Source organism: Kitasatospora sp. NPDC087315 (assembly GCF_044744345.1).
GTDB lineage: Bacteria > Actinomycetota > Actinomycetes > Streptomycetales > Streptomycetaceae > Kitasatospora.
On the sequence record NZ_JBIUYD010000036.1, the window covers coordinates 15909 to 41060 of the forward strand.

Sequence of the window (25152 nt, forward strand, 5' to 3'; positions counted from 1 at the left end):
GTTACCGGTAGCAGTACGAGTCCGAGGAGGCGTCGCCGCCCGCGAGGTGGGTCTGGTGCACCCGCAGGCCCCGGAACTCGTCGCCGTGCGGGAAGAAGCGGTGGTCGACCGAGAGCCCGCCCGCGTCGGTGTCGGCGTCCAGCTTGATGATCCACGGCTCGATGCCGTCCGGGTAGAACTGGTCGTCCCACGAGCCGTACAGCGAGTTGGTGAGGTAGAGCCGCCGTCCGTCCCGGCTGATCTCGACCATCTGCGGCCCGCCGCTCAGCGGGCGTCCGGGCTCGGCCGGGTGCGGCGTCCTGGCCGTCACCCCGCCGAGTCGTACCGAGCCCGCCAGCCGCGGGTGGAACGGGTCCGACACGTCGTACTGGAACAGCTCGCCGGTGCCCCAGGCCGAGACGTACAGCCAGCGGTCGTCCACCGACAGGTTGATGTCGGTCACCAGCGGTGGCACGGCTCCGAAGGGCTGCAGGGCCGGCGGCAGGTCCTCGGCCTTCGCCGGCTCGGCCGGAATGTCGATCACCTTGCGCGCGGTGAACGCCGCGCCGTCCCGGTACCAGAGCCAGACCGAGGAGGAGAGGTCCTCGACGTTGGTTACCACCCCGGCGAACCCCCACTCGGCCTGCGGGTCGTGGGCCGGCCGCAGCTCCAGCACCATCTGGTACTGGTCACCGAGGTCGATCCGCTGGAGGTGGCGCCCCGAGTCCAGCTCCCAGAAGTGCAGCGCGTGCCCGTACTTGCGGCCCAGCAGCAGCTCCGGGACGACCCCGTCCTCGACCATCCACGGGGTTCCCCACTCGCTGGTGATGCCCACGTTGGTCCCCAGGTGCCACCACACGTCGTAGGCGAAGTGCTGCGGCCCGCGCTCCGTCTCCCAGGCGCGCAGCACGTCGAAGGTGGTGTGGTCGAGCAGCGCCACCCCGCCCGGCCCGTCGGAACCGTCCGAGCCGTCCGGGCCGTTCGCGCCCGCCGCCCCGCCGAGGCAGGAGAGGAACACGCCGTCCGGCCCGCAGTGCAGCGTGTGCGGACGCGAGTAGCCCGCTCTGGCCGCCAGCTCCTCGGCCTGGACGGTCTTGACCAGCCGGGGCCGCACCGGGTCCGGCCGGGTGTCCATCACATGCAGCCGGGACGAGCGCAGCCCGGGCAGCAGCAGGTAGCGCCGCTCCGGGTTCTCGTGGCAGGCGTGCGCGAGCGCGCTGGAGCAGGCGTTCCAGCCGAAGTGGTGCAGTTCGTCGCCCAGCCCCGGCAGTTCCGAGAAGTTCAGCACCCGGCCGTAGCTCGGCGAGTCCGGGTCGGTGTCGACGGTGATCAGCGCGTCCGGCCGCTGCGCGGACCGGTCGAACCCGGCGACGTACGCCAGCTTCTCCGGTGGCGCGGCGATCGCCTCGGCGGGGGTGCGGTAGAGGGACGGATCGGTGTGGCCGGCCTGCGGCTCGTGACCGTGTGGCATGCGGACTCCTCAACTCGCCTTGCTGGCACAGGGAGTGACAGTGGTCCGGGTAGCGTTCCACAGGAACACGGGCGCACAGCAGGCGCACGGGGAGCGGGGGAGGGGTGGCGCGACCGGCCGCCGGATTCGGGCGCGGGGCCAGGACGGGCTGCGGGGCCCGCTCGCAGGGGGCGCTCGTACCGGTGTGCGGTCCCGGGGTCCGCGGGGGCGCCCCGGGACCGCACACCGGAGGTGCTCAGCCCTCCACGCCGTAGTACTGCGCGAGGAAGCTGATCACCTCGGCCGCGTGCGGCAGCAGTTCGGGCAGCTGGGCGGCGAGGGCGGCGCGGGTGGCCTCGGCCAGCTCGGGCAGGCCGGTGGCGGCGCCCTTCACATACGGGTCCAGACGGCGGACGAGTTCGTAGTTGCTCTCCACGTCCACGTCGCGCATGGCCTTCTCCAGCGCCGGAGCCCCGGCCGGAGGCACCGCGGGCAGCACCCGGCTGACGAAGGTGACCCGGTGCAGCACCCGCCAGCACGGCGGCTTGCGGTCCGACTGGCGGGCCTGGCGCAGCGCCGCCGCGTCGGGGTCGCCGCCGTTCTCCAGCCAGCGCGGGTCGACCACCTTGTGGAAGAAGGTGTCGAAGTGCTCGCTGTCCTCGCCCAGGTAGAAGCTGAGGAAGCGGTAGGCGTCCACCTTGCCGGGGACCTTGACGGGTTGCCCGTCCTGGTCGAAGACGGGCTTGCGGTCCTGGTCGTAGCGCTGGAGGTCGCCGGCGGGGGCGACTTCCACGTTCAGTCCGAAGGAACGGGTGGCCTCCTTGCCGCGGGCCCGGGTGGCGGTCATCCCGCCGCCGACGGAGGCGTCCAGCTGGGCGCCGATGCCGATGCCGGCGATCCGGAAGGAGGTGCCGATCGAGGTGCCGACCGAGCCCGACAGGGAGTAGGAGCCCGCGGTGGTCTCGCTGACCACGTCGGTGGTCTCGGTGGTCTCGGCGAAGAAGCCGCCGGCGGCCGTCCAGACGTAGGTGTTGACCAGGTCCCGGCGGGAGAAGCCCTGGCCGGTGGCGCTGCCCGTGGTCTCCCGCCGCTGGGCCGGGGAGGCGTCGGTGCCGATCGCGCCGCCGAGCACCCGTCCGGCCCGCTGTGCGGTCGGGTCCGGGGCGTGGGTCTCGGTGGAGACGGTGTCGTAGTAGCTGTGCAGGCGCTGCTGGTCGCGCTGGATGCGGCGCTTGAGCGCGTACGCCTCGCGGGGCTTGAAGTAGCTGTACTCGCCCCGCTCACGGGTGCCCTGGTAGTCGGGGTCGGCGACCTTGCCGCGTTCGTTGAAGCCGACGGTGCCGTCCAGGGTGCCCTGCTTGGTGTAGCGGGGGTTGATCGGGAACGGGATGACGTTCCAGTCCCTGGGGATGTCCGGGTTCGGCTGGATGCGGTAGGCCACCAGTGCCCCGCTGTGCGCCAGGCGCAGGGCGAAGACGTCGGCGGTCTGCGACTGCACCACGGCGAAGCCGGTGTTGGCCGGGACGTAGCGGCGGCCGGTGGCGGGGTTGAGGAGCCGGCCCGGGTCCTCCCAGTGGCCGGTGAGCGAGACCTTGGTGGTGCGGGCGGTGTTCTCGCCCTGGGAGACGGAGGTCTCCTCGGCCCAGCTGTTGGAGAACTCCAGGTTGCCGCGCACGCCGGCGGAGCCCCCGCCCTTGGCGATGGCCTTGGCGATGCCGAAGCCGAGCGGGGCGGTGATCATCCAGATGTCGACATCCACCTCGTTGGACAGGGCGAAGCCGAAGGCGGCGTCCACGCTGCGCTCCTTGGCCGACGACAGCGAACGCACCACCTGCTCGGCCTCGGTCAGCTGGACCGAGGAGGCCCCCTCGAAGGTGTCGCTGCCGGGGTCGGTGAGCCCGGCGGTGAGGTTCTCCGAGGGCACCGGCGGCGCGCCCTCCACGTAGCCGACGAGCTGCGGGTCGAACTGGATCTGACTGACCCACTCGCTCACCAGCTCGCCGACCTTGTAACCGGTGACCAGGTGCCAGCGTCCGTCCCGCAGATAGCTGTAGGCGCGCTTGAGGACACCGAACGCCTCGCCGCGGGCGCCGTACTGCATGTCGGCGTACTCGGCCACCGCCGGGGCGGCGGTGACGGTCTCGTGGAACGGGGTGCGCATCCCGGCCAGCGCCGAGCGGACCTGCGCGGTGTCGGTGGAGACCGGCGCGCTGGAGAGGACCGTGCGCGGACGGGTCGCCTCGGCACCGAGGCGCAGGTGGTTGCCGCGCAGGCCGTCGTCGCGGACCTGGGCGACATCCGGCTCGGTGGAGTCCCGGTCGAACGGCCAGTAGGCGACCAGGTCCTCCTTCTCCCCCTTGAGCCGGGTGAAGAGGTTGTCCAGCAGCTGCTCGTGGGTGCGGGCGGTGCGCCAGATCCGCACCTCCTCCAGAACGCCGTTGAAGGACTCGGCGGCCTTGCCGCCCTTGAGCAGCGCACCAAGGCTGAGCTGGGCGTCGCCGGCGTCGGCGAAGGCGGCGGTGTCGGGGGCGCCCGGGTCGCCGGCCGGGTCGCAGGCCACCGCGACGCCGTTGCGGTAGAGCCGGAAGACGCTGCCGCGCGGGTCGGGGTTGCGCACCCAGCGGGCGCCGCGCAGCCGGGCGGGGTGCGATCCGGTGGCATCGGCCGCCGTGCCGCCGGCGTTCTCCTCGAAGCGCCAGTGCGCGACCAGACCCCGGTCGCGGGCGGTGACGGGGGTGCCGAGCCGGGCGGCATCGCGGGCGGCGCCCCAGATCCGGACCTCGGCGAGCACACCGGTCAACCGCTGGACGACGGAGCCTTCGCGGGCCCGGCCGAGCTCCAGCGGCGCGTCGTTGCCGCGCGGGCCCGGACCTTCGTAGCGGGCCGCGCCGATCTCCCGGCCGTCCAGGTGGAAGCGGATCTCCTGCCATTCGCGGACGGTGACCGACTCGACCAGCTCCACGCTCTGGGTGACCGGCTTGCCGTCGGCCCCCACCGCGCTGATCTGGCGGGTGCCCTTCTGCTCCTGCATCGAGCGCCCGCTCCTGCGGACCACCGCGATCCGGTGGAACGTCCCGGCCTTGACGCCCTCGGTGGAGGTGAAGCGCACGGCCCGGCCGTCCGGCTCCTCGAAGGCGAACTCCAGCCGGCCGTCCGGCAGCACCGCCAGCCGGTAGGGGACGCTGCCGCCCGCGCCGTCGGTCATCCGGCCCTTGGAGAGCAGACCCTGGGTCTCGCCGAGCCGCTCCAGACAGGCGAACACCTCCAGCGTCAGGTCGTCGGCGATGTCCAGGGCGTCGTCGTCGGCGACCTCCAGGTAGGCCTCGCCGTCCAGCTGGACGGCCCAGGACTGCTGGTAGGCGGCGGCGAAGTGGCTCCACTCGCGCAGCGGGAAGGTCTCCCGGCTGACCACCCGGCGGTCGCCGACGGTGGCGACGGCCCAGTAGCGGCCGTTCTCGATCGGCGACAGCGCGGGCACCGGGCCCGGCCTGCCGCGCAGTTCGGCGTGCCGCTTGTTGCCGGAGCGGTCGGTCAGGACGGGCTGCGCGCCGGGCGCCGGGGCGGAGTGGACCCAGTAGCCGAGCAGTCCGGTCTCGGCGCCGGTGAGCCGGCGCTTCATCGCGGCGCGCAGGTCGTCGCCGCCCCGCGCCCGGGACCAGAGCCTGACCTCGTCCACCTGGACGGAGGCGAATCCGGTGGGCTGGAAGGGCACCTGGGCGAGGGAGAGCCGCCCCTGGCCCTGGTAGGGGGCGCTCGCGGTGCGGCGGGCGATCTCCTGGCCGTCCCGGTAGACCACCTGCTGGCGGGTGCCGCGCTCGAAGACGCAGGCCCAGTGGTGCCACTGGGTGTCGCCGAACCGCTGGGTGGTGTCCAGGTCGTCGCCGTAGAAGGCGAAGGTGAACTTGCCGTTGTCGCGGAACCCGATGTGCAGGCTCTCGTGGTTGCGCCCCTGGTCGCCGCTGTGCCCCAGGACGAAGTGCGAGCGTTCGTCGACGGCGGTGCGGCGGGCCCAGAACTCGACGGTGAAGTCGCCGTCGCCGAACCCGAAGGCGCCGGGCACCACGGCGGCGGCGCTCACCCCGTCGTAGGCCAGCGCGGAGGCGGCGGGGCCGCCGAGCAGTCCCAGACCGTACGGAGTGTCCCCGGCGTTGGCGTGCACCACACGCACCGGGCCCTCGACCCGCTCGGGGTTGACCCAGGCCTCCACGGTGAGGTCGCCGGGGGTGGCGGCCCTGGCCGGCTGTTCGGCGGGCAGGGAGAGGAATCGCCCCTGGCCGTCGAAGGCGTAGGCGCGGCCCGGCATGTCGGCGCGCCAGCGGCCGCCGTGGCCGCGCAGCAGATCGGCGGCGGTGCCGACCGGGATCTCGGCCAGGGTGCCGGGGTCGACGGTGACCAGCCGGGAGCCCGCGGAGAGCGCCACACCGGGCCGGGAGTCGGTGGACCAGCGGTGGTCGTAGCGCACCCGCAGCACGCTCATGCCCGGCTTCAGCAGGGTCGGGTCCGCGCCCGCGCCCAGCCGCAGCGACTTGCTGCCGGTGGGGTGGCTGCCCTCGAAACGGAAGCCGTGGCCGCCGACGGTGACGAAACCGGGGCCGGTGAGCGGGGCGAGGGTGCCCTCGCTGAACTGCACCACGTCGCCGTCGATCCGCAGCACGGTGCCGATCGGCACGGGCTGTTCGGCGGCGCCGTTGACCACGGCGGCGAAGTCCTCGGCCCGCCGGGGCAGGTGGGACCACTGCTCGCTCCGCCCGTCCTGGCTGATGGTCAGGCTGACCTGCGCCGGGTTGTCCCCGGCCCCGACGGTGATCTCCACGGTGGCCAGGTCGGTGGCCGCGTCGCGGGCGGTGAAGGCCACCGCCGTGCCGCCCGAGGTTAGCTGCCGGGAGGAGCGCAGCACCTGGGCGTCGTAGTAGCCGGCGAAGAACTGGCCGTTGGCGCCCCGGAAGTAGAGCACCACGCTGCCGGTGGCGCTGTCCAGCAGGAACGGGCGGTCGGCGCCGCGGGCGAAGGCGAGCAGCGCGCCGGAGCTGCTGAGCCCGGTGCGGTCCACGGCGAGCTGAGGCATCGGGAGGGCGATGTCGTCGGAGCCGCGCACCCCGCCGGTGAGCCGGCCCAGTTCCTCCCGCTTGGCGGCCAGCAGGGCCTGGCGGGCCGGCAGGTCGCGGCGGTGGCGGCCGAGCGCCTCCTGCTTGCCGGCGAGGGTCAGCAGCCGGTTGTCGAGCTCCAGGATCTCCTGGTTCCGCTGGTCGGCGGTGGCTCCGGGCCTGCCGGAGGCGCCGTCCCGCTCCAGGACGACGACGCCCTCGCCGGAGGCGTTCGCCGTCCCGTAGTCGTACTGCACGATGCGGTCGCCCTGGCTGTCCCGGGCGGCGACCAGCTTCCCGCTGCGGCGGACCACCAGGCCGCGGCCGTTCCAGGTGTCCAGCGCGAAGTGGGTGGCGTCGTTGTCGGCCTCCCGGCGGTACTGGATCAGCGGGGTGTCGTTGTCGGTCTTGCCGCCGGAGAGGTTCATGTCCAGACCGGAGTTGACGTTCCGCAGGAAGTAGCAGGTGACGCCGTTGAGGTTGGTGCCGGTGGGCTCGAAGGTCCACAGCGCGGAGGCGGCCGTCCGGTTGGCGGTGCGGACCAGCGGGGCCGTCGCGTCCCTGCGGTCGCTCTCCACCGCGAGGTACTGGTCCTTGCCGTCCTTGGGCAGCTTGAAGCGCAGCCGGTAGCGCCAGAGGGTGGGATCGTCCTCCTGGCCGGCCCTCAGCGCGGCGCGCCGGCGCTCCAGCTCCGGGATCTCGGCCGTCTCCTGCTGGAGGCGGGCGATCTCCGCCTCGGAGCCGGCCACGTCCCGGACCAGCCGGGCCACCTGGGCGTCCAGGTCGCCGACCGCGTCCACGGTGCCGCTGGACTCGGGGGCGGCGAGCACCGGCAGGGTCAGCTGGTCCGGGATCTCGGCCAGGCGGCCGTCCCGCCCGACGCCCAGGTCGAGGGTGGCGAGGTAGGCCACGTCGGTGGCCTGGCCGCTCACCGGGTCGGGCCCGCCGGTGGCGCAGGCGAGCAGCACCCGGGCCTGGCGCTTGACGGGCCTGGCCGTGCCGTCGTACCCGGCGGGCGCGGTCTCCTGCTGGTGGTGCAGTACGGCGGAGAGACCGGAGACCACGCGGCGCCCGGTGAGGGCGAAGCTGTCGCGGCGCACCCCGGGGTTCTCGCCGATCGGGGCCTCGGAGGTGATCCAGGCCGGACCGCCGCGCAGGGCGGCGTGCCGGGCGTTGTCGGTCTGGTCGTACAGCTTGTCGCCCCGGCCCTCGTCGAAGCGGTAGTAGACGGCCAGCCCCGGCTCGTTGCCGATCAGGCGGCGGTTGCGGTCGGCGGCGATCTCCTCGCCGCCGCGGGGGCGGTTCCAGACCCGGACCTCGTCCAGCTCGGCGCGGCCGTACGAGCCGAGGGCGCGCCCCAGGGTCAGCGGGCCGAGACCGGCGTACGGCATCTCGGTGGTCCGGCGCCCGAGTTCGACGCCGTCGCGGTAGACGATCTGCTCGCGGGTGGCGCGGACGAAGACGCAGGCCCAGTGGTGCCAGTCGGTGTCGGTGGTGCGCTGAGCGGTGTTCAGGTCGTCGGCGTAGAAGGCGAAGGCGAAGGTGTCGTCCGAGCGGAAGCCGATGTGCAGGCTGCGCAACCGGGCACCGGCGGCGGCGCCGTGCCCGACCAGGAAGTCCTCGCGGCCGCCGGTCGCGGTGCGCCTGGCCCAGAACTCCACCGTGAAGTCGGAGTCGGCGAGCTGGAGGACGGTGCCCGGAAGCTCGGCCACGTCGTCGGCGCCGTCGAAACGCAGGGCCGTCTCGGCGTGGCCGCTCCCGCTCACCACCGGTACCAGCGGCCGGCCGGTGAACGGGCAGCTGCCGGGGGCGGATTCGTGGACGGCGTCGCGGTAGCGCTCGTCGGGGCTGGTCCAGGCCTGCGAGCCCTGGGTGTTGAACAGGCCGTCGCGGCCGCGCTCGACGCTGAAGCCGTCGATCCGCCCGGTGGCGTCGTTGTGCGCGAAGAGCTGCCAGCGCTCCCGGCCGTGCACCGCGGTGGGCACCAGCAGCGCGGTGAACCGGCCGCCGGAGAGGTTGCGGACGAAGGACAGCTCCTGGGTGGGCTCGTGGAACGCCCGGCCCTCCATGTCCCGGGTGCCGAGGCTGTCCTTGGCGGAGTCGGGACGGCCCTTGTGGCGGCTGCGCCGGTAGCGGACCTCCAGCACCGGCTTCAACTCGCCGCCGGTCAGCACGAAACGGTCGCAGAGCAGGGTGGCATCGACCACCGCGGCCCTGGCCCCGCCGGTGCCGATGAGGTAGTCGCTGCGCGCCGGTTCGGCCGAGGACGAGCTGCCGTCGGCCAGCCGGAAGACCATGTCCTGGTGGTCGGCCCGGACGGACTGGCGCAGGACGTACAGGTGGGTGCCGTCGGAGACGACGTGGAACGGCGCGGCGGCACCGAGCCGGGCCGTGCTGGACAGGAAGGCGTCCAGCTCGTCCTCGTCGAGCCGCTCGGCCCGGTCCGCCTCGACCCGGCCGCCGCGCTTGACGGCGGGCATCCGGACCGCTCCGGCGACGGCGTAGCCGACCCGGGCGATCTCGCCGGGGAAGCGCAGCGGCAGCGGGTTCTCCGACCAGTAGGCCGCGTCGGCCTCCCCGCGCGCCTCGTCGTGCTGCGACAGGTCCAGCACCGTGTAGACGATGCGCCGTTGATCGTCCATCGCGAACGCGACCGTGCTGCCCTGGTGCCGGACGGTCGTCGTGTGCACGTAGGCGCGGTCACTGTAGACCTTCGCCAGATGCTGAATCTCCGTCAAGCCTGCCACCTCACCGATAATCGACCGCAGCACGGCGCTGACAGCCGCATGATCAATACGGAACGTGGTCACGTTTTCACTCGGAGCGATGGCCGGGCAAGATATTTTTCCGTCAGCCCAGGTCGAGATCTCCCGCGTTTCCGCCAGACATCCCGTGCTGCTCCGGGTCCGCGCGCCACGGCCGGTCCCGGGCGGCGCGGCGCTGCCGCGGGGCGCCGGGAGATGTGCGCCCCGGTGGCGTGGCGTGGGGGAACCGGTGAGGTCAGCGGCCCGGTGCGGGTCGACGGGCGGTGCGGCCGGGCGGCCCTCCCCGGCCCGGCGCCGTGCCGCGGGAGGGCGCCGCCGCCGGCCTTCCGGGGGTGTCCGCGAGGCCGCCCGGCGGTCCGACAGGTGGGACGGTGGCCGAAAAGCGGATGCTCGCGCGAGCGCGTCGTTCACCCGGGAGTGTGGTCCGGCCGTGCTGGCGGTGGTAGCGGGGCGTGACCGGCCGCCGGTCCCGGGTGCCGCTCGCCGGGGGCGGGATCCTCTCCCGCCCCCGGCCGGGGACCTACCCGGGTAGCCCCGGGAAGTAGGCGCCCGTCCAGCGGTCGAGCTCGGTGAAGACCTCGGTCCGGGCGGCCTCGCCGGACAGGACGAGGTCGTGCATACCGCCCTTGATCCGGACGGTGGTGACATGGCGGCCCAGGCGCGGGCCGACGGCCGCGATGTCGTCGGCGCGCAGCACGGCGTCGGCGTGGTGCAGTGCGGCGTGCCACTTGCTGGTGGCGACGGAGGCGGTGGAGGCCATCAGCAGCACGGGGCAGTCGATCACGAGGCCGCGGCCGACCCGCCGCTGCCCGCGCTGGACGGCGGCGAGCCAGCCGGCGTACAGCGGGAAGCCCTCGGCGGGCTTGAGGCGCAGGTCGAAGTCCCACTCGCCGCGGTGGTCGCGGTGCAGGCTGTGCACGTAGTGCGGGTTGAGCGCGCTGGGCAGCACCCGGGTGGGGGCGATCCGCCCGATCGCCTCGACGGCGGGCCCGCCGAGGGTGCGGACGGCCGGGGCGGCGGGCATCGCCAGGAACGGGCTGTTCAGGAAGAGGCCGTCCACCAGCCCGCGCCCGGACCGCCGGGAGGCCCAGAGCGAGGCGATCAGCCCGCCGGTGGAGTGCCCGTTGACCAGCAGCCGGGAGTGGCCGTCGACGTCCCGGATGATCCGGACCGCCTCGTCCAGCTCCTCGTCGTAGGCGGCGAGGTCGAGAATGAGGTTCGGCGACTGGTGCGGGCGCAGCGAGCGGCCGTACTTGCGCAGGTCCAGGGCGTAGAAGGAGAAGCCCGCCGCGACGAAGTGGTCGGCGAGATTGGTCTGGAAGAAGTAGTCGGTGTAGCCGTGGATGTAGAGCACGGCCCGCTCCGAGCCGGGCACCAGCCGCCTGACCAGGGTCGCGCTGACGGCGCCCTCCTCGTCGGGGGTGAGCGGAAGCTCGGCCGCCTCGTAGGGGGCACCCAGGATGTCTTCTTGGAACTCCACGTCCGCCGCACCCAATCTCTGCTCTGACCTGCCGTGACCGGATCCATAATCCGCCGGGGCACCGACGATACCGGCCGGTAGCCGGCGGCGTGGCACCGGCGCCGGACCAGGGGCCTATGCTGCCGACATGCCGCGAAACGCCGTCGCGGGGAGCCGCCGCCCGCCGACTCCCCGCCCATCACCCCTGGTCACCGCCGTGCGGGCCGCCCGCTCCGGCGCCTTCCTCGGACCCGCCGCCCTCCCGGAGGCGGCGTGACCGCGCCGGAGCCCGTGCCGGTCGCCCGCACGACCGATCTCGGCCGGGCCAGGCTGATGCCCGACATCGACCACGACGGCGGCTGGCTGCTCACCCTGGACGACACCCCGCAGTCCTACGTGGACCTCGGCGACCCCACCCACCTCGAATTCGAGTACACCCAGCGGATCGGCCACCTCGCCGACGCCCTGGCCCCCGCCGGCCGGCCGCTCGACGCGCTCCACCTCGGCGGCGGCGCCCTCACCGTCCCCCGCTACCTCGCCGCCACCCGCCCCGGCTCGCGCCAGCACGTGGTCGAGGTGGACGGCCCGCTGCTCGCCCTGGTCGAGGAGCACCTGCCCTGGCAGGGCCCGGGCGTGGACATCACGGCCACGGTCGGCGACGCCCGGGCGGCGCTCGCGGACCTGCCCGCCGCCTCCCTGGACCTCGTGGTCGCCGACGTGTTCCACGGCTCCCGCACCCCCGCGCACCTCACCTCGGTCGAGTTCCTCCGCCTGGCGGCCGCCGTGCTGCGCCCCGACGGCTGCTACGCCGCCAACCTGGCGGACGGCCCGCCGCTGGCCTTCGCCCGGGCCCAGGCCGCGACGCTGCGCGCGGTCTTCCCGCAGACCTGCCTGATCGCCGAACCGCCGGTGCTGCGTGGCCGCCGCTACGGCAACATCCTGCTGGTCGGCTCCGCCCGGCCGCTCCCGGTGGCCGATCTCGGCCGTCGGCTGGCCGCCGACATCTTCCCGGCCCGGCTCACCGACGGCGCCGACCTCGCGGCCTTCACCGGCCGCACCCCGGCGGTCACCGACGCCACCGCCCGGCCCTCCCCGCCACCGCCGGACGGTGCGTTCAGCGTCGGGTGAGCGCGGGGGAGCCGGGGGAGTGCCCGGCCCGGCGCGCGCCCGCGTCCCGGGGCGCTGACACGGCGCGCCGCGTGGCCGCGCGCCGGGTTTGCCCGCCGGGGGTGTCAGAATCGGCGGGTCCATGGCAGGACCACCTCCGAGGGAGCGAGTGATGAGCAGCGTGGAGCGGCCCGAGCTGGAGGCGGTACCGGAGACGGCGCTGTGGACGCTGTGGCACCGGGCGGTGGAGGCCCAGCGGCCCGACACGGTGCTCCCGGACCCGAAGGCCGTCGAGCTCGTGGAGCGGATCGACTACCCGTTCGCGGAGCGGTTCGGCCACGGCGCGCTCCTCTCCCAGCTCCAGGCACTGCGGGCGGCCTGCTTCGACCGCGAGGTGGCCGACTTCCTGGCCCGGGAGCCGCGCGGCACCGTCGTCTGCCTCGGGGAGGGGCTGGAGACCCAGTACTGGCGGGTCGACAACGGCAGGGCTCAGTGGCTCACCGTTGACCTGCCCGAGGCGGTGGCGTTGCGCGAGGAACTGCTGCCGCCCGGGCCGCGGCAGCGCTATCTGGCCGCCGACGCCACCGAACTGGGCTGGACCGAGGAGGTGGACCGCAACCATGGGGTACTGGTCACCGCGCAGGGCCTGCTGATGTACCTCCAGCCGGCCCAGGTGCGGACCTTGATCGCGGGCTGTGCCGAGCGGTTCCCGGGCGGCTCCCTGGTACTGGACGCCGTGCCGCGCTGGTTCAGCCGACTCACCCTGAGCGGAAAGATGCGCAGCCACGACTACCAGGCGCCCCCGATGCCATGGGCGATGGACGCGGGTGAGCGGGACAAGCTCCGCACCGCCGGTCCGGCGGTGGCCGCGGTACGGGACGTCCGGCCGACCGGCGGGCGCGGGCTGGTCGGCGCCCTGTTGCCGCTCGCGCTCACCGTCCCGCCGCTGGCCACCCGTCGTCCCTCGGTCACCGTCCTGGACTTCGCCGAGCGGCCCGAGCGGTCGTAACCGGCGGGTCGGCGCGCGCGGATCCCGTTCCCACGCGCGAGGCTTCCACCAGAGGCGGCGGCCAGGACCCGGCCGCCGACCGGATCCGGTGTGTCGCCACGGACCGTGACCTGCCCACCGCCGGGCCGTCGGACCGGTCATCGGTGACAACTACGACGTCAGGTACCCCCAGGAGTCCGGCAGTGAGTGCCCTGCACCACATCTTCGTTCAGCCCGTTGACGCCGGCGCCGAACTCGTGGCCGACATCGGTGCTGCCTGCGGAGGCGCACTGCGTCGAGTCGATCACGAGTTCGTGGGCTGGGCCGCGAAGGTCGGCGGCAGGACCGGATCGAAGATCTGGCCGCCCGCGACGACGCGCGGCTGGGCCGGGTTCCAGCGGGGGCGGGGCGGAGGTGTGAACTTCCTTCCACCGGTGTGCCACATGACCGTCGGTCAACGGCGTTAGAAGAGCATGGATCACACAACGAGCGCCGAGCAGCCGGCCGAGCCGGTGCCGCCCGACTTCCCGGCCTTCGCCGCGTCCAGGGGGCGGCATCTGCTGCGTACTGCCTTCCTGCTCACCGGTGGTGACGCCCACCTGGCCGAGGACCTCGTCCAGGAGGCGCTTGGGCGGATCTTCGTGAGGTGGCGCAAGGTCGTTCGGCTCGACAACCCGAGCGGTTACGCCCAGACCGTGCTGGTCAACACCTTCCTGTCGTACCGCAGGCGGCGCAGCAGTTCGGAGCGGGTGACCAGCACCTTCCCGGAGATCGCCGTGGACGGGCCGGACCCGGCGCTGCGGCTGACGCTGCTGCGGGCGCTGGGCGGGATACCGGCGCAGGACCGCGCGGTGCTGGTCCTGCGGTTCTGGGAGGACCGCAGTGTGGAGGAGACGGCCGCCGTGCTGCAGCTGAGCAGTGCGGCGGTGCGCTCGCGCAGCAGCCGGGCGCTGGCCCGGATGCGCGCGGCCCTCGGCGACAGTCTCGGCGATGACGACAACGACGGCGGCAACAGCGATGGCCCCGGCCGCGGCCCGGCTCCGGCCGGGGCCGGTCGTGCGGCAACGGACTCCACCAGCGAGAAGGCGGTGCACGGCCATGTCCTTTGAAGACGACTTCGCCCTGGCCCTGCGCGGCGCGGCGGCCTTGGCGCCGGAATCGGCGCTGCACACGCTCGCCGCCGATGCCGAGCGGCGCGGCCGGCGCCGGCGCAACCAGCGGCGGGCGGTGCTGGCCAGTGGGCTGGCGGTCGCGGTCCTGGCCGCCGGAAGCCTCGCGGCATTCGGCGGCGGCATCGGGGCGGACGCGGCCCGGCCGGCCGTCGAGCCGGTGCGGCCGATGACCTCCGAGGAGGTGGTGGAGCTGATCACCTCGCTGCTTCCGCAGGGGAAGGTCCGGGTCACATACGCCGAGACGCCCGGCGTGCCCGGTCCGACCGGGGACAGGTACCGGACCGACGGCGGCCTCTTCTACGACGACGGCAAGGGGGAGAGCGCCATGTCCTACACCGTCGACCGCACCGAGCTGACCCCGGGCGCGGCCGCCGTCTGCATGGATCCGTTCAACGGGCCGCAGGACTCCTGCGAGCGCACGATCGCCCCGGACGGTTCCGCGCTGGTGATCGACAAGCTGCGGGACCCGAACAACGAGGGCCGCCGGGAGTGGCGCGCGACCTGGGCGGCGGCGGACGGCCGCCGGGTGCAGATCATCGAGCACAGCGAGGAGTCGGTCACACCCGCCCGGGAGGACCCGCCGCTCGACGCCGACCAACTGCGCGCCCTGGTCACCGCACCCGCCTGGGAACGGCTCTTCGACGCGCTGCCGGCGCGGGACAACCCGCCCAGGCCGCCGGCTCCCGAGCCCGGCCCGAAGGCGGAGGAACTGCTCGCGACGCTCGTCCCGCTGCTGCCGCCGGGCGCCGTGCCGTCCGGACACGAGGGCGGGAGCGGACCGCACCTCACGGTGACGTACGAGGGTCGCACCAGCATGCTCGCGGTGAGCGTCACCGAGCCGGGCCGGCGGGGCATCGAGGACAAGGAGTACGCCGAGTCGACGGGCTCGGCCGGGCCGCTGGCGGTGAGGGAGCGGCGGGCCGACGGCAGCACCGTCGTCACCAACAGCTTCGGGAACGGCAAGACGGCGGTCGACACGGTCCTGCACTGGTCGGCCGCGGTCTACTACCCGGACGGCCGAAAGGTCGAGATCAACGAGTGGAACGGCGAGAACGGGTACACCGCCCGCCCCGGGACACCGGCGCTCAGCCTTGAGCAGCTCAAGGTGATCGCCACCGCCCCGGCCTGGCGGCCCTGACCCACCGGCCCCCCGCATACCACGGGGGTGGGAGCCGGATCGGCTCTCCGGGCGCCCGGTCGGCCACCGGGGGCGATGTCGCGGCGGCGCGGCGCACCGGGTCCCGGCGCGATTCCCGCCTCCTGCGCTTCGCCGGACCCGAACCGGTCTGAGCTGCGCAGACCCGAACCGGGCGGCTGGAACCATGGCGGGTCGCCGTACGTCGTAATCGGGGGTTGTCGGCCGGGGGGACAGGCCGCCCGGCACGTTAGGCTGCCCTTTCGGGGAGCGGCCTGGTGCCGCCATCGGATCATTGTCGAGACCACCGGCCGGGCGTCGGTTCGTTCTGCCGCGAAGTCTCGTCCTGCCACGGAGGTACTGGCCTTGCACATCGACGCCTGGATCGAGAGCGTCCCACCGGGCGCGGTGTACGCCCTGGTCGCGCTGATCATCGGGCTGGAGTCCCTGGGCATCCCGCTGCCCGGCGAGATCGCGCTGGTGTCGGCGGCGCTGCTGTCCGCACGGGGCGTGGTCAGCCCGGTCTGGGTGGCCGTCTGCGCGATCCTGGGGGCGATCATCGGCGACTCGATCGGCTACTCGATCGGCCGCAAGGGGGGCAAGCCGCTGTTCGAGAAGCTCGGGCGGAAGTTCCCCAGGCACTTCGGCCCAGACCATCTGGCCAGCGCCGAGCGCTCGTTCCAGAAGTGGGGCATGTGGGCGGTCTTCTTCGGCCGCTTCATCGCCCTGCTGCGCATCTTCGCCGGGCCGCTCGCGGGCGCGCTGAAGATGCCGTACTGGAAGTTCCTGATCGCCAACGTGCTGGGCGGCGTGGTCTGGGCCGGCGGCACCACTCTGCTGGTGTACCAGGTCGGCAAGGTCGCCGAGCAGTGGCTGTCGCGGTTCTCGTGGGTCGGTCTGCTGCTGGCCGCGGTCGGCGGCGCCTTCTCGGCGTGGCTGATGAAGCGCCGGGCCGCCAAGGCCCGCGCCGCGCACGAGGCCGAGGACGCCGCCGCGGCCGAGTCCGCCGCCGCGGAGTCCGAGTCCGCGCCCGCCGTGCGCGCGGCGGACTGACGAGCCGCCGCCGAGGGGTTGTCGGCACGCCGGGATAGCATCGGGGACTGTCCCGGCGGTGACCGACAACCCGGCAGGTGGAGGACGGTATGACCCAGCAGACGTGGAACGCGGTGGACGCGTACTTCGCGGAGCGTCTGGTCGGCGACGACCCGGTGCTGGACGCGGCGGTGGCCGCCGCCGACGAGGCCGGCCTGCCGCACATCGCGGTCGCGCCCAACCAGGGCAAGCTGCTGCACCTGCTGGCCCTCACCCAGGGCGCCCGGCGGATCCTGGAGGTCGGCACGCTCGGCGGCTACAGCGCGATCTGGCTGGGCCGCGCGCTGCCCGCCGACGGCACGCTGATCACCCTGGAGATCGACCCGAAGCACGCCGGGGTCGCCCGGGGGAACCTCGCCCGGGCCGGTCTGGACAAGGTCGCCGAGGTTCGGCTGGGCCCCGCCGCCGACTCGCTCGCCGCGCTGGTGGCGGACGGCGCCGAGCCGTTCGACCTGGTCTTCATCGACGCGGACAAGCGGGGCAACCCGGAGTACTTCGCGTGGGCGCTGAAGCTGACCCGGCCGGGCTCGCTGATCATCGTCGACAACGTGGTGCGCGGCGGTGCCGTCGCCGACGCGGCGAGCACCGACCCGTCGGTCGTCGGCACCCGGCGGCTGCACGACCTGATCGCGGCCGAACCGCGGGTCTCCGGAACGTCCGTGCAGACGGTCGGCGGCAAGGGCTACGACGGCTTCACGCTGGTTCGCGTGCAGCGCTGAACCACCGGGGCCGGGGCCCGGGGACGGGATCCCGGGTGGGGTGGGAATCCCGGGGGGTGAGGACCAGAGCAAGGAGCGAGGAAACGTGCGGATCGGACTGCTGGGCACCGGCCCCTGGGCGGAACGGGTGCACGCACCCGTACTGGCGGAGCACCCCGGGTGGGAGTTCGCGGGAGTCTGGGGCCGCCGCCCCGAGGCGGCCGCCGCGCTCGGCGAGGCGCACGGCGTTCCCGGGTACCCCGACCTCGACCGGCTGCTCGTCGAGGTCGACGCCGTCTCCATCGCGCTGCCCCCGGCCGTCCAGGCCGACCTCGCGGTGCGCGCCGCAGAGGCAGGCTGCCACCTGCTGCTGGACAAGCCGGTCGCGCTGACCGTGCCCGACGCCCGGCGGGTGGTCCGGGCGGTGGAGGCCAACGAGGTGGCCTCGGTGGTCTTCTTCACCGTCCGCTTCGGCGGCGACCAGATGCCGTGGATCGAGAAGCAGACCGCCGTCGGTGGCTGGTTCACCGCCCGCTCCGACTGGCTCGGCTCGGTCTTCGCCCCCGGCAGCAGCAGCCCGTACGCGGCCTCGCCGTGGCGGCAGGAGAAGGGCGCCCTCTGGGACGTCGGCCCGCACGCGCTCTCCGTCCTGCTGCCGGTGATGGGCGACGCCACCCAGGTGACGGCCGTGTCCGGCCCACTGGACACCCTCCACCTCGTCCTGCGGCACACCGGCGGCGCGTCCAGCACCCTCGCCCTCAGCCTGACCGCTCCGCTCGCCGCCGGCGGCACCGGCATGGAACTGCGCGGTACCAGCGGCGTCGTCCAGCTGCCGGAACGCGGCGAAGGCCCGATCCGCGCCCTCCACCGGGCCCTCGACGCCCTGCGGGACAGCGCCCGCACCGGTGAGCGGCACGCCTGTGACGCCGCCTTCGGCCTGCGGGTGGTGGAGATCCTGGCCGCCGCCGAGCGCTCCCTCGCCACGGGGGGTCCGACCGAGGTCTGATCCCCGGGCCGCCGGGTGTTCGAGCCTCGGCGGTCGTACGGCAGCGGGGCCCGCACCGACCGGACAGCGTCCGACCGGTGCGGGCCCCGCTGCCGTGTCAGGGCCCTTTCGGCTGGACGGAGTTGGTTCGGCGGCGGGCCTGGTAACAACGTTACCCATCAGATGCGGTGTTACCCATGAGCACGCTCTACCAGGACGCCCTGCGGCGCGGCCAGGAGGCCGCGCGCGCCGCGATCCTCGACCGCGCCATCGCCCTGCTGGTCGAGGAGGGGTCCGCCGCGCTGACCATGCGGCGGATCGCCACCGAGATCGGTGCGTCGACCAAAGTCCTCTACACCATGTTCGGCGGCAAGGACGGGCTGGCCGACGCCCTGTACCGGGAGGGGTTCGCCCGGCTCCGCCGGGCCCAGGAGCGCGTCCCGCGCACCGCCGACCCGCTGGCCCACCTCGACCACCTCGGCACCGCCTACCGGCGGCACGCACTGGCCGAACCCGCCTACTACCGGGTCATGTTCGAACAGGCCGTTCCCGGCTACCGGCCGAGCGCCGAGGCCCTCGCGGTGGCCGCGACCGCCTTCGACACCTCCGTGGCGGCCGTGGCCGCCTGTATCGAGGCCGGCGTCTTCCGCCCCGGCGACGCCCAGGAGATCTCGAAGCTCCTCTGGGCCGCCGCGCACGGGGCGGTGAGCCTGGAACTCGCCGGCCACTTCCCGCCGGACACCGCGGCCCGGTACTACGAGGCGCTGATGACGGCGGTGGGCCACGCCTTCCTCGCCCAGCCGGCTCCCATGACCGGCCAGGGCACGACCGGCCAGGGCACGACCGACCAGAGCGCGACCGACCAAGGACGGAACGCATGACCACGTCACTGACGTCCAACCGCTATCTGTCGGGCAGCTTCGCACCCGTCACCGAGGAGGTCACCGCCTACGACCTGCCCGTCACCGGCCGGATACCGGCCCATCTCAGCGGCCGCTATCTGCGCACCGGCCCCAACCCGCTGGGTGTCGAGGACGCCGCCGCGCACATCTGGACCCTCGGCGAGGGCATGGTGCACGGCGTGCGCATCCGCGACGGCCGCGCCGAGTGGTACCGCAACCGCTGGGTCCGCTCCGCCTCGGTCGCCGACCGGCTCGGCGAACCGCGCCGCGGCGCCCCCGTCGACGAGCGGACGGACTTCGCCCCGAACGTCCAGGTGGCCGGGCTGGCCGGCCGCACCTTCGCCCTCATCGAGGGTGGGCTGAAGCCGTACGAACTCACCTACGAGCTCGACACGGTCGGCCCCTGCGACCTCGGTGCGACGCCCGCGGTGCCCGCCGGCCCCCGGGACAGCCGGCCGGACGAGGGCTTCAGCAGCGCGCTGCTCAAGCACGACCTGCTCCGAGGCGCCACCGAGGCACACGAGTTCGGGCGGTTCGGAGCCGTCGGGGAGGGCGTGTTCGTCCCTGCCGAGTCGTCCGCCGCCGAGGACGACGGGTACGTCATGGCCTACGCCCACAACCCCGAGCGCGGCGCAGCCGACCTGGTCATCCTCGCCGCCCAGGACTTCACCGGCGAACCGCTCGCCCGCGTCCACCTGCCCGTCCGCGTCCCGCTCGGTCTGCACGGCAACTGGGTCCCGGACGACCGGTCGACCGGCTGAGCGCGGGCCCGCCCGCCGGCCGTCACGCCCCGCCGTCCGGAGGCGGGCGGCGGTCGGTGGGGCGGGCCGGGGGGATGGCGGCGGTGCGGAAGTCGCGGGGGCCGGTCCACAGGGCGGGCACGGCGTCGCTGCGGCGGGCCAGTTCGTAGGCCAGCGCCTCGTAGTTGACCCGCCAGCCGTGGAAGTGCGGCCAGGCCTCGGCGGCCGGGCGCTCGCGGGGGAAGCCGGCGGCGGTGATCATCGAGACGGCCGCGTCGAACTCGGCGAAGGTCAGGAGTACCGGGGTGTCCGGCGTCGGGTCCGGGTCGAAGCCGACCCGCAGTGAGCGGGCGATGTCGCGCATCGCCGTGAACCCGGCCCGCAGCACCAGCCTGGCCTCCGGCGGCGCGGAGTCCGGGGAGACCGCCAGGTGGATCGCGGCCGCGTCCATCACCGTGACCAGGCCCACCACCCAGCTGCGGTGCGGCCGCGGGGAGCGGAAGGAGAGCAGCACCGGGTAGTTGGAGTGGCTCTCGCCGATGTCGGCGGCCAGCCGCTCCCAGTCGCGGTACAGCTGGGGGAGCGCCGTCTCGGTGTCCACCAGCCACTGCCGTGCCAGCAGTTCCGGCCCCCAGGCGGGTTCCCCGGCCCGGGACTGCAGCAGGGTCACCTCCACCTCGCGCCGGTTGTACGCGGCGTAGAGGGTCGGCAGATAGGCGATCTGCAGGGCGATCACCAGCGGCCCGCTGGCGGCGGCCAGGAAGTCCAGCGCGGACAGGTGCAGCCGCTCCCCGCTCGCGAAGCCCAGCGTGAAGAGGCTGGAACCGGCCTCCCGGAACGACACCGCCCAGTTCAGCTCCGAGATGCCGTGCAGCAGCAGGGTGTACGCCAGCAGCATCGAGCTCAGCCACACCGCGAGCATGCCCAGCAGGATCAGCGGCGCCAGCCAGGTCTGCGCCCGGTCCTGCGCGTGGTAGGTGCCGAACGGCGCTGCGGACAGCCGCAGCAGCGTCCGCAGCCCCCACCAGAGCCGGTACGCCAGCGCGGAGTACAGACCGCGCGGGACGACCAGGGTGCGCAGGATGCTGGCGATGGTGAGCAGCAGGATCAGCACGCCGCCCAGGGTGTGGATCAGCCTCATGACGCCATTGTGGCGGCCGGACGGGGTGGCGGCGGCGCGGGCCCGGCGGGCGGCGCCGGAGCGCCGGGGCATTGACAGGGCGCGGCACCCGGTTGAATGCTAAGCAAGCGCTTAGTCAGCTACCCCGGACCCAGGAGCGAGCCCATGCCCGACACCCCCGCCGACCCGCCCGGCCTGGACCTCGCCCGGCTCCGCGCCCATCTCGACCGCGCGCTGCCCGGCACCGTCCAGGGGCCGCTGCGGGCCGAGTTGATCGAGGGCGGCCGCTCCAACCTCACCTACCGCCTCACCGACGGCACCTCCCGCTGGGTGCTGCGCCGCCCGCCGCTCGGGCACGTCCTCGCCACCGCGCACGACATGGGCCGCGAGCACCGGGTGATGACCGCCCTGCGCGACACCGGCGTCCCCGTCCCCGCCACCCTGCTGCTGGACCGGGGGACGGACGTGCTCGGCGCGCCCTGGTACCTGATGGAGCACGTCCCCGGGACGGCGCACCGCGACGCGGCCGCCCTCGGCGCCCTCGGGGAGCAGCGCGTCCACGCCCTCGGCCACCGCCTGGCCGACACCCTCGCCACCCTGCACCGGATCGACCCGGCCGCCGTCGGACTCGCCGACTTCGGCCGCCCCGAGGGCTACCTGGAGCGCCAGCTGCGCCGCTGGTCCACCCAGCTGGAGGCCTCCCGCAGCCGTGAACTGCCCGGCGTCGACCGCCTGCACGGCCTGCTCGCCGAACGGCTGCCCGCCTCCCCGGCGCCCGCCCTGGTCCACGGCGACTACCGGCTCGACAACGTGCTGGTGGACTCCTCGGACCGGTCCGGCGACACCATCACCGCCGTCCTGGACTGGGAGATGTCCACTCTGGGCGACCCGCTCACCGACGTCGGCCTGCTGGTGATGTACACCGAGCTCGCCGGCGTCGGCGGCGGCATCATCCCCTCCGCCGCGACCGCCCCAGGCTTCCCGGCCGCCGGGGAACTGGTCGCCCGGTACGCGGAGAACACCGGCCGCGACGCCGCCGACCTCCACTGGTACGTCGCCTTCGCGTCCTTCAAGCTCGCCGTGGTCGCCGAGGGCATCCACTACCGCTACCGGCAGGGCCGCACCCTGGGCACCGGCTTCGAACGGGCGGGCGAGATGGCGCCCGTCCTCGCCGAACACGGCCTCACCAGCCTCGACGCCCTCAAGGAGCGCTGACCGATGGACTTCGCCCACGACGCCCGGACGCTCGAACTGCGCGAGCGGCTGCTGGCCTTCATGGACCAGCACGTTCATCCCGCCGAACCCGTCCTGGAGGCCCAGCTCGCCGATCCGGCCCGCGCCCCCTGGGCTGTTCCGCCGATCGTCGCCGACCTCCGGACCGAGGCGCGCGAACAGGGCCTCTGGAACCTTTTTCTGTCAAAGCAGCACAGCCTGTCAAACCGGCACAGCCTGCCCGGCAGCGAGGGCGCCGGCCTCACCAACCTCCAGTACGCGCCGCTCGCCGAGATCACCGGACGCAGCCCCCAGCTCGCGCCGCCCGCCCTCAACTGCGCCGCGCCCGACACCGGCAACATGGAACTCCTCGCCCAGTTCGGCACCGCCGAGCAGCGCGAGCGCTGGCTGCGCCCCCTCCTCGCCGCCGAGATCCGCTCCGCCTTCGCGATGACCGAGCCCGACGTCGCCTCCTCCGATGCCGCCAACATCGCCACCCGGATCCGGCGCGACGGGGACACGTACGTCGTCGACGGGCGCAAGTGGTACATCACCGGGGCGATGAACCCGGAGTGCCGGATCCTCATCGTCATGGGCCTGACCGACCCCGCCGCCGAGCCGCACCGGCGGCAGAGCATGATCCTCGTCCCGCGCGACACCCCCGGCGTCACGGTGCGGCGCGGCATGAAGGTCTTCGGCTACGACGACGCCGACCACGGCGGCCACGCCGAGATCCACTTCGACGGCGTCAGGGTCCCCGCCGCCAACCTGATCGGCGAGGAGGGCTCCGGCTTCGCCATCGCCCAGGCCCGGCTCGGGCCCGGCCGGATCCACCACTGCATGCGGGCCATCGGCATCGCCGAGCGCGCCGTCGAGCTGATGTGCCGGCGCACCCTGGAGCGGGTCGCCTTCGGCCGTCCGCTCGCCGACCAGGGCGTCGTCCAGGACTGGATCGCCGAGTCCCGGGTGCGGATCGAGCAACTGCGGCTGCTGGTGCTCAAGACCGCCTGGCTGATGGACACCGTCGGCAACCGCGGCGCGCACACCGAGATCCAGGCCATCAAGATCGCCACCCCGCGCACCGTCGAGTGGATCCTCGACAAGGCCGTCCAGGCGCACGGCGCCGCCGGGGTCAGCCAGGACACCCCGCTCGCCCAGCTCTGGGCCGGGAACCGCACGCTGCGCCTGGCCGATGGGCCGGACGAGGTGCACAAGCGCTCGCTCGCCCGGCGCGAGCTGCGGCGCCACCGGGAGGGGGCCGCGGAGGGGGGCCGGTAGGGAGGAGCTGGAAGGGGGCCGTGTGCCCGGAGCCGTACTGCCGAAGCCGCCCGGCTTCGGCAGTACTCGTCCTAGGCTGAACCGTTCCCGGATCCGACCGGGACAGCGCGAGGGGAGGGGCGATCATGGGTGAACTGGACGGCAGGACCGCACTGGTGACGGGTGGTTCGCGCGGGATCGGGCGCGCGGTCGCCCTGCGGCTCGCCGCCGAGGGGGCGCTGGTCGCGGTCCACTACGGCGGCAACGACGCGGCCGCCGCGGAGGCGGTGGCGCTGATCGCCGGGGCCGGCGGGCGGGCGTTCGCGGTGCGGGCCCGGTTCGGCGAGAGCGGCGCGGTGGACCGGTTGTTCGAGGGGCTCACCGCCGGGCTGGCGGAGCACGGCGCGGACGGCCTGGACATCCTGGTCAACAACGCGGGCATCCACTCGGTCAGTTCGATCGGGCAGCTCACCGAGGAGGAGTTCGAGCGGCTGCTGGCGGTCAACGTGAGCGCGCCGGTCTTCGTGGTCCAGCGGGCGCTGCCGCTGTTGCGGGACGGCGGGCGGATCGTCAGCATCGGCTCGGCGGCCACCCGGATCGCGGCCGCCGGCCAGATCGGCTACACCGTCACCAAGGCGGCGCTGGCGGCCCTCGGCCCGTCGCTCGCCAACGAACTGGGCCGGCGCGGGATCACCGTGAACACGGTCGCCCCCGGGGTGGTGCGGACCGACATGATCGCCGGCTACACCTCGGCTCCCGAGGCGATGGCCGGACTCGAGTCGATCACCGCGCTCGGACGGATCGGCGAGCCGGAGGACATCGCGGACGTGGTGGGCTTCCTGGCCGGTCCGCAGGGGCGCTGGGTGACCGGCCAGACCATCGACGTCTCCGGCGGCACCTACCTCGGACCGATCACGGCCGGGTGATCCCCGCCGGCAAGGGCCACCGCTCCGCCGGACTCGGCCGGGCCCAGCGCCGTCGGTGCCGGCAGCGCCTCGCCGACCGCGCCGGCGCCGGTGACCGCCGTGCCCTGGCCGGTGAAGCCGCCGGCCGGGCCGTCCGCCCCGGAGCTCCGGTCGGTGCTCACAGGCCGCCGCCGAGGGTGACGCCGCCGTCCACCACCAGGGTCTGGCCGGTGATCCAGGCGGCGTCCGAGGAGAGCAGGAAGGCGACCGCGCCCGCGACGTCCTCCGGCACTCCGAGCCGCCCGAGCGGGTACGCGGCGGCGACCTGTTCCTCCCGGCCCTCGTAGAGCGCCTCGGCGAACCGCGTCTTGACCACGGCGGGCGCGACGGCGTTGACCCGGATCCCCTGGCCGCCGAGTTCGGCGGCGAGTTCGGCGGTCAGCCGGATCAGCGCGGCCTTGCTCACCCCGTACAGGCCGATGCCGAGCGAGGCGCGGATGCCCGCGACGGACGCCACGTTGACCACCGAGCCGCCGTGCTCGCCCATCCAGGCGGCGTGGGCGCGGCGGGTCCAGGCGAGCGGGGCCAGCACGTTGACGGCCAGGATCTTGGCGGCGACGGCGTCGTCGGTGGCCAGCACCGGGCCGTGGACGGGGTTGATCCCGGTGTTGTTGACCAGGTGGTCGAGCCGTCCGAAGGCCTCCATCGTGCGGGCGACGGCCTCCTCCTGGTGGGCCGGGTCGTCGGCCTTGCCGGCGATGCCGATCGCGACGTCGGGCCCGCCCAGGTCGCGGACGGCCTCGGCGAGCGGTTCGGGGGTACGGGCGGTCAGGCAGACCTTCGCCCCCCGGGCGACCAGCTCGCGCGCGATCCCGAGGCCGATGCCCCGGCTGGATCCGGTGACGACGGCCACCTGGCCCTTGAAGGAGTGCACCACGGAGGGTCCTTTCGCACGCGTTCGACGGAGTCGGCGGAGTCGGCGGTTCGGCGAGGGGTGGGGCGTGGGCCGGGCCCGGTGGCCCGGTGTGACTAAGCGCTTGCTCAGCATGCGGTCGGTGCGGGACGCTGTCAACAGTCCGCCGGGGCGTCCGGCTGGAACGTC

The 25152-nt window shown here is 74.1% G+C and carries 20 protein-coding genes; 14 read left to right on the forward strand and 6 right to left on the reverse strand.

Annotation, left to right across the window (positions count from 1 at the left end):
• Position 1: 1 nt before the first annotated feature.
• The 3 genes from ACIO5D_RS35105 to ACIO5D_RS35115 all read right to left on the reverse strand — a co-directional run bounded on the left by ACIO5D_RS35105 (position 2) and on the right by ACIO5D_RS35115 (position 10758).
• Positions 2–1450: a selenium-binding protein SBP56-related protein gene (locus tag ACIO5D_RS35105; RefSeq protein ID WP_363612036.1), complete on the reverse strand. Its 1449-nt coding sequence runs from the start codon at positions 1448–1450 to the stop codon at positions 2–4.
• 235 nt (positions 1451–1685) lie between these two features.
• The gene (locus tag ACIO5D_RS35110; RefSeq protein WP_400800143.1) at positions 1686–9251 is read right to left on the reverse strand and encodes a LamG-like jellyroll fold domain-containing protein; all 7566 of its coding nucleotides are present in this window, start codon (positions 9249–9251) and stop codon (positions 1686–1688) included.
• 547 nt (positions 9252–9798) lie between these two features.
• A complete protein-coding gene (locus tag ACIO5D_RS35115) occupies positions 9799–10758 on the reverse strand; it encodes an alpha/beta hydrolase (protein ID WP_363612040.1) in 960 nt (319 codons plus the stop codon).
• A 127-nt stretch (positions 10759–10885) separates the two neighbouring features.
• Here ACIO5D_RS35115 and ACIO5D_RS35120 point away from each other — a divergent pair, with 127 nt between their 5' ends.
• From ACIO5D_RS35120 to ACIO5D_RS35170, 11 genes are all read left to right on the forward strand, one after another.
• On the forward strand, positions 10886–11014 hold the full coding sequence (locus ACIO5D_RS35120; protein WP_400655451.1) for a hypothetical protein: 129 nt from the start codon (positions 10886–10888) through the stop codon (positions 11012–11014).
• Positions 11015–11070: 56 nt separating this feature from the next.
• On the forward strand, positions 11071–11865 hold the full coding sequence (locus tag ACIO5D_RS35125; RefSeq protein ID WP_400800207.1) for a spermidine synthase: 795 nt from the start codon (positions 11071–11073) through the stop codon (positions 11863–11865).
• A gap of 151 nt (positions 11866–12016) precedes the next feature.
• Entirely contained in the window at positions 12017–12853 is an 837-nt protein-coding gene (locus tag ACIO5D_RS35130; protein WP_363612042.1) for a class I SAM-dependent methyltransferase, read from the forward strand.
• 182 nt (positions 12854–13035) lie between these two features.
• Entirely contained in the window at positions 13036–13299 is a 264-nt protein-coding gene (locus ACIO5D_RS35135) for a hypothetical protein (protein WP_400800145.1), read from the forward strand.
• 6 nt (positions 13300–13305) lie between these two features.
• Complete coding sequence (locus ACIO5D_RS35140) at positions 13306–13941, forward strand: SigE family RNA polymerase sigma factor (RefSeq protein ID WP_363612046.1); 636 nt, start codon at positions 13306–13308, stop codon at positions 13939–13941.
• Complete coding sequence (locus tag ACIO5D_RS35145; RefSeq protein ID WP_400800148.1) at positions 13931–15142, forward strand: hypothetical protein; 1212 nt, start codon at positions 13931–13933, stop codon at positions 15140–15142. Before ACIO5D_RS35140 ends, ACIO5D_RS35145 begins: the two co-directional genes overlap by 11 nt.
• A 363-nt stretch (positions 15143–15505) precedes the next feature.
• Positions 15506–16192: a DedA family protein gene (locus ACIO5D_RS35150; protein WP_400655459.1), complete on the forward strand. Its 687-nt coding sequence runs from the start codon at positions 15506–15508 to the stop codon at positions 16190–16192.
• An 89-nt stretch (positions 16193–16281) separates the two neighbouring features.
• A complete protein-coding gene (locus tag ACIO5D_RS35155) occupies positions 16282–16950 on the forward strand; it encodes an O-methyltransferase (protein WP_363612052.1) in 669 nt (222 codons plus the stop codon).
• A gap of 85 nt (positions 16951–17035) precedes the next feature.
• The gene (locus ACIO5D_RS35160; RefSeq protein ID WP_400800151.1) at positions 17036–17935 is read left to right on the forward strand and encodes a Gfo/Idh/MocA family protein; all 900 of its coding nucleotides are present in this window, start codon (positions 17036–17038) and stop codon (positions 17933–17935) included.
• Positions 17936–18111: 176 nt separating this feature from the next.
• On the forward strand, positions 18112–18795 hold the full coding sequence (locus ACIO5D_RS35165) for a TetR/AcrR family transcriptional regulator (RefSeq protein ID WP_400800154.1): 684 nt from the start codon (positions 18112–18114) through the stop codon (positions 18793–18795).
• Positions 18792–19577 (forward strand): carotenoid oxygenase family protein, encoded by a 786-nt coding sequence (locus ACIO5D_RS35170; RefSeq protein WP_400800157.1) that lies wholly within the window; start codon positions 18792–18794, stop codon positions 19575–19577. Before ACIO5D_RS35165 ends, ACIO5D_RS35170 begins: the two co-directional genes overlap by 4 nt.
• A 22-nt stretch (positions 19578–19599) precedes the next feature.
• On the opposite strand, the gene ACIO5D_RS35175 is transcribed toward ACIO5D_RS35170, so the two are convergent.
• The gene (locus tag ACIO5D_RS35175; protein WP_400800159.1) at positions 19600–20697 is read right to left on the reverse strand and encodes a hypothetical protein; all 1098 of its coding nucleotides are present in this window, start codon (positions 20695–20697) and stop codon (positions 19600–19602) included.
• A 144-nt stretch (positions 20698–20841) separates the two neighbouring features.
• Here ACIO5D_RS35175 and ACIO5D_RS35180 point away from each other — a divergent pair, with 144 nt between their 5' ends.
• The 3 genes from ACIO5D_RS35180 (at position 20842) to ACIO5D_RS35190 (ending at position 24071) form a co-directional block, all read left to right on the forward strand.
• Entirely contained in the window at positions 20842–21891 is a 1050-nt protein-coding gene (locus ACIO5D_RS35180; RefSeq protein WP_400800162.1) for a phosphotransferase family protein, read from the forward strand.
• 3 nt (positions 21892–21894) lie between these two features.
• Entirely contained in the window at positions 21895–23166 is a 1272-nt protein-coding gene (locus ACIO5D_RS35185; RefSeq protein ID WP_400800165.1) for an acyl-CoA dehydrogenase family protein, read from the forward strand.
• 125 nt (positions 23167–23291) lie between these two features.
• Complete coding sequence (locus tag ACIO5D_RS35190; protein WP_400655473.1) at positions 23292–24071, forward strand: SDR family NAD(P)-dependent oxidoreductase; 780 nt, start codon at positions 23292–23294, stop codon at positions 24069–24071.
• On the opposite strand, the gene ACIO5D_RS35195 is transcribed toward ACIO5D_RS35190, so the two are convergent.
• Both ACIO5D_RS35195 and ACIO5D_RS35200 read right to left on the reverse strand, forming a co-directional pair.
• Positions 24044–24232: a hypothetical protein gene (locus ACIO5D_RS35195; protein WP_400655475.1), complete on the reverse strand. Its 189-nt coding sequence runs from the start codon at positions 24230–24232 to the stop codon at positions 24044–24046. The genes ACIO5D_RS35190 and ACIO5D_RS35195 overlap by 28 nt on opposite strands.
• On the reverse strand, positions 24229–24987 hold the full coding sequence (locus ACIO5D_RS35200) for an SDR family oxidoreductase (protein WP_363612068.1): 759 nt from the start codon (positions 24985–24987) through the stop codon (positions 24229–24231). Before ACIO5D_RS35200 ends, ACIO5D_RS35195 begins: the two co-directional genes overlap by 4 nt.
• Between the last annotated feature and the right edge of the window lie 165 nt (positions 24988–25152).

Bases quoted from the DNA above. Each gene is read 5' to 3' on its own strand.
- ACIO5D_RS35105 (WP_363612036.1), bottom strand. From the start codon at position 1,450: ATGCCACACGGTCACGAGCCGCAGGCCGGCCACACCGATCCGTCCCTC.
- ACIO5D_RS35120 (WP_400655451.1), top strand. From the start codon at position 10,886: ATGCCGCGAAACGCCGTCGCGGGGAGCCGCCGCCCGCCGACTCCCCGC.
- ACIO5D_RS35125 (WP_400800207.1), top strand. From the start codon at position 11,071: ATGCCCGACATCGACCACGACGGCGGCTGGCTGCTCACCCTGGACGAC.
- ACIO5D_RS35130 (WP_363612042.1), top strand. From the start codon at position 12,017: ATGAGCAGCGTGGAGCGGCCCGAGCTGGAGGCGGTACCGGAGACGGCG.
- ACIO5D_RS35140 (WP_363612046.1), top strand. From the start codon at position 13,306: ATGGATCACACAACGAGCGCCGAGCAGCCGGCCGAGCCGGTGCCGCCC.
- ACIO5D_RS35145 (WP_400800148.1), top strand. From the start codon at position 13,931: ATGTCCTTTGAAGACGACTTCGCCCTGGCCCTGCGCGGCGCGGCGGCC.
- ACIO5D_RS35155 (WP_363612052.1), top strand. From the start codon at position 16,282: ATGACCCAGCAGACGTGGAACGCGGTGGACGCGTACTTCGCGGAGCGT.
- ACIO5D_RS35165 (WP_400800154.1), top strand. From the start codon at position 18,112: ATGAGCACGCTCTACCAGGACGCCCTGCGGCGCGGCCAGGAGGCCGCG.
- ACIO5D_RS35170 (WP_400800157.1), top strand. From the start codon at position 18,792: ATGACCACGTCACTGACGTCCAACCGCTATCTGTCGGGCAGCTTCGCA.
- ACIO5D_RS35175 (WP_400800159.1), bottom strand. From the start codon at position 20,697: ATGAGGCTGATCCACACCCTGGGCGGCGTGCTGATCCTGCTGCTCACC.
- ACIO5D_RS35180 (WP_400800162.1), top strand. From the start codon at position 20,842: ATGCCCGACACCCCCGCCGACCCGCCCGGCCTGGACCTCGCCCGGCTC.
- ACIO5D_RS35185 (WP_400800165.1), top strand. From the start codon at position 21,895: ATGGACTTCGCCCACGACGCCCGGACGCTCGAACTGCGCGAGCGGCTG.
- ACIO5D_RS35190 (WP_400655473.1), top strand. From the start codon at position 23,292: ATGGGTGAACTGGACGGCAGGACCGCACTGGTGACGGGTGGTTCGCGC.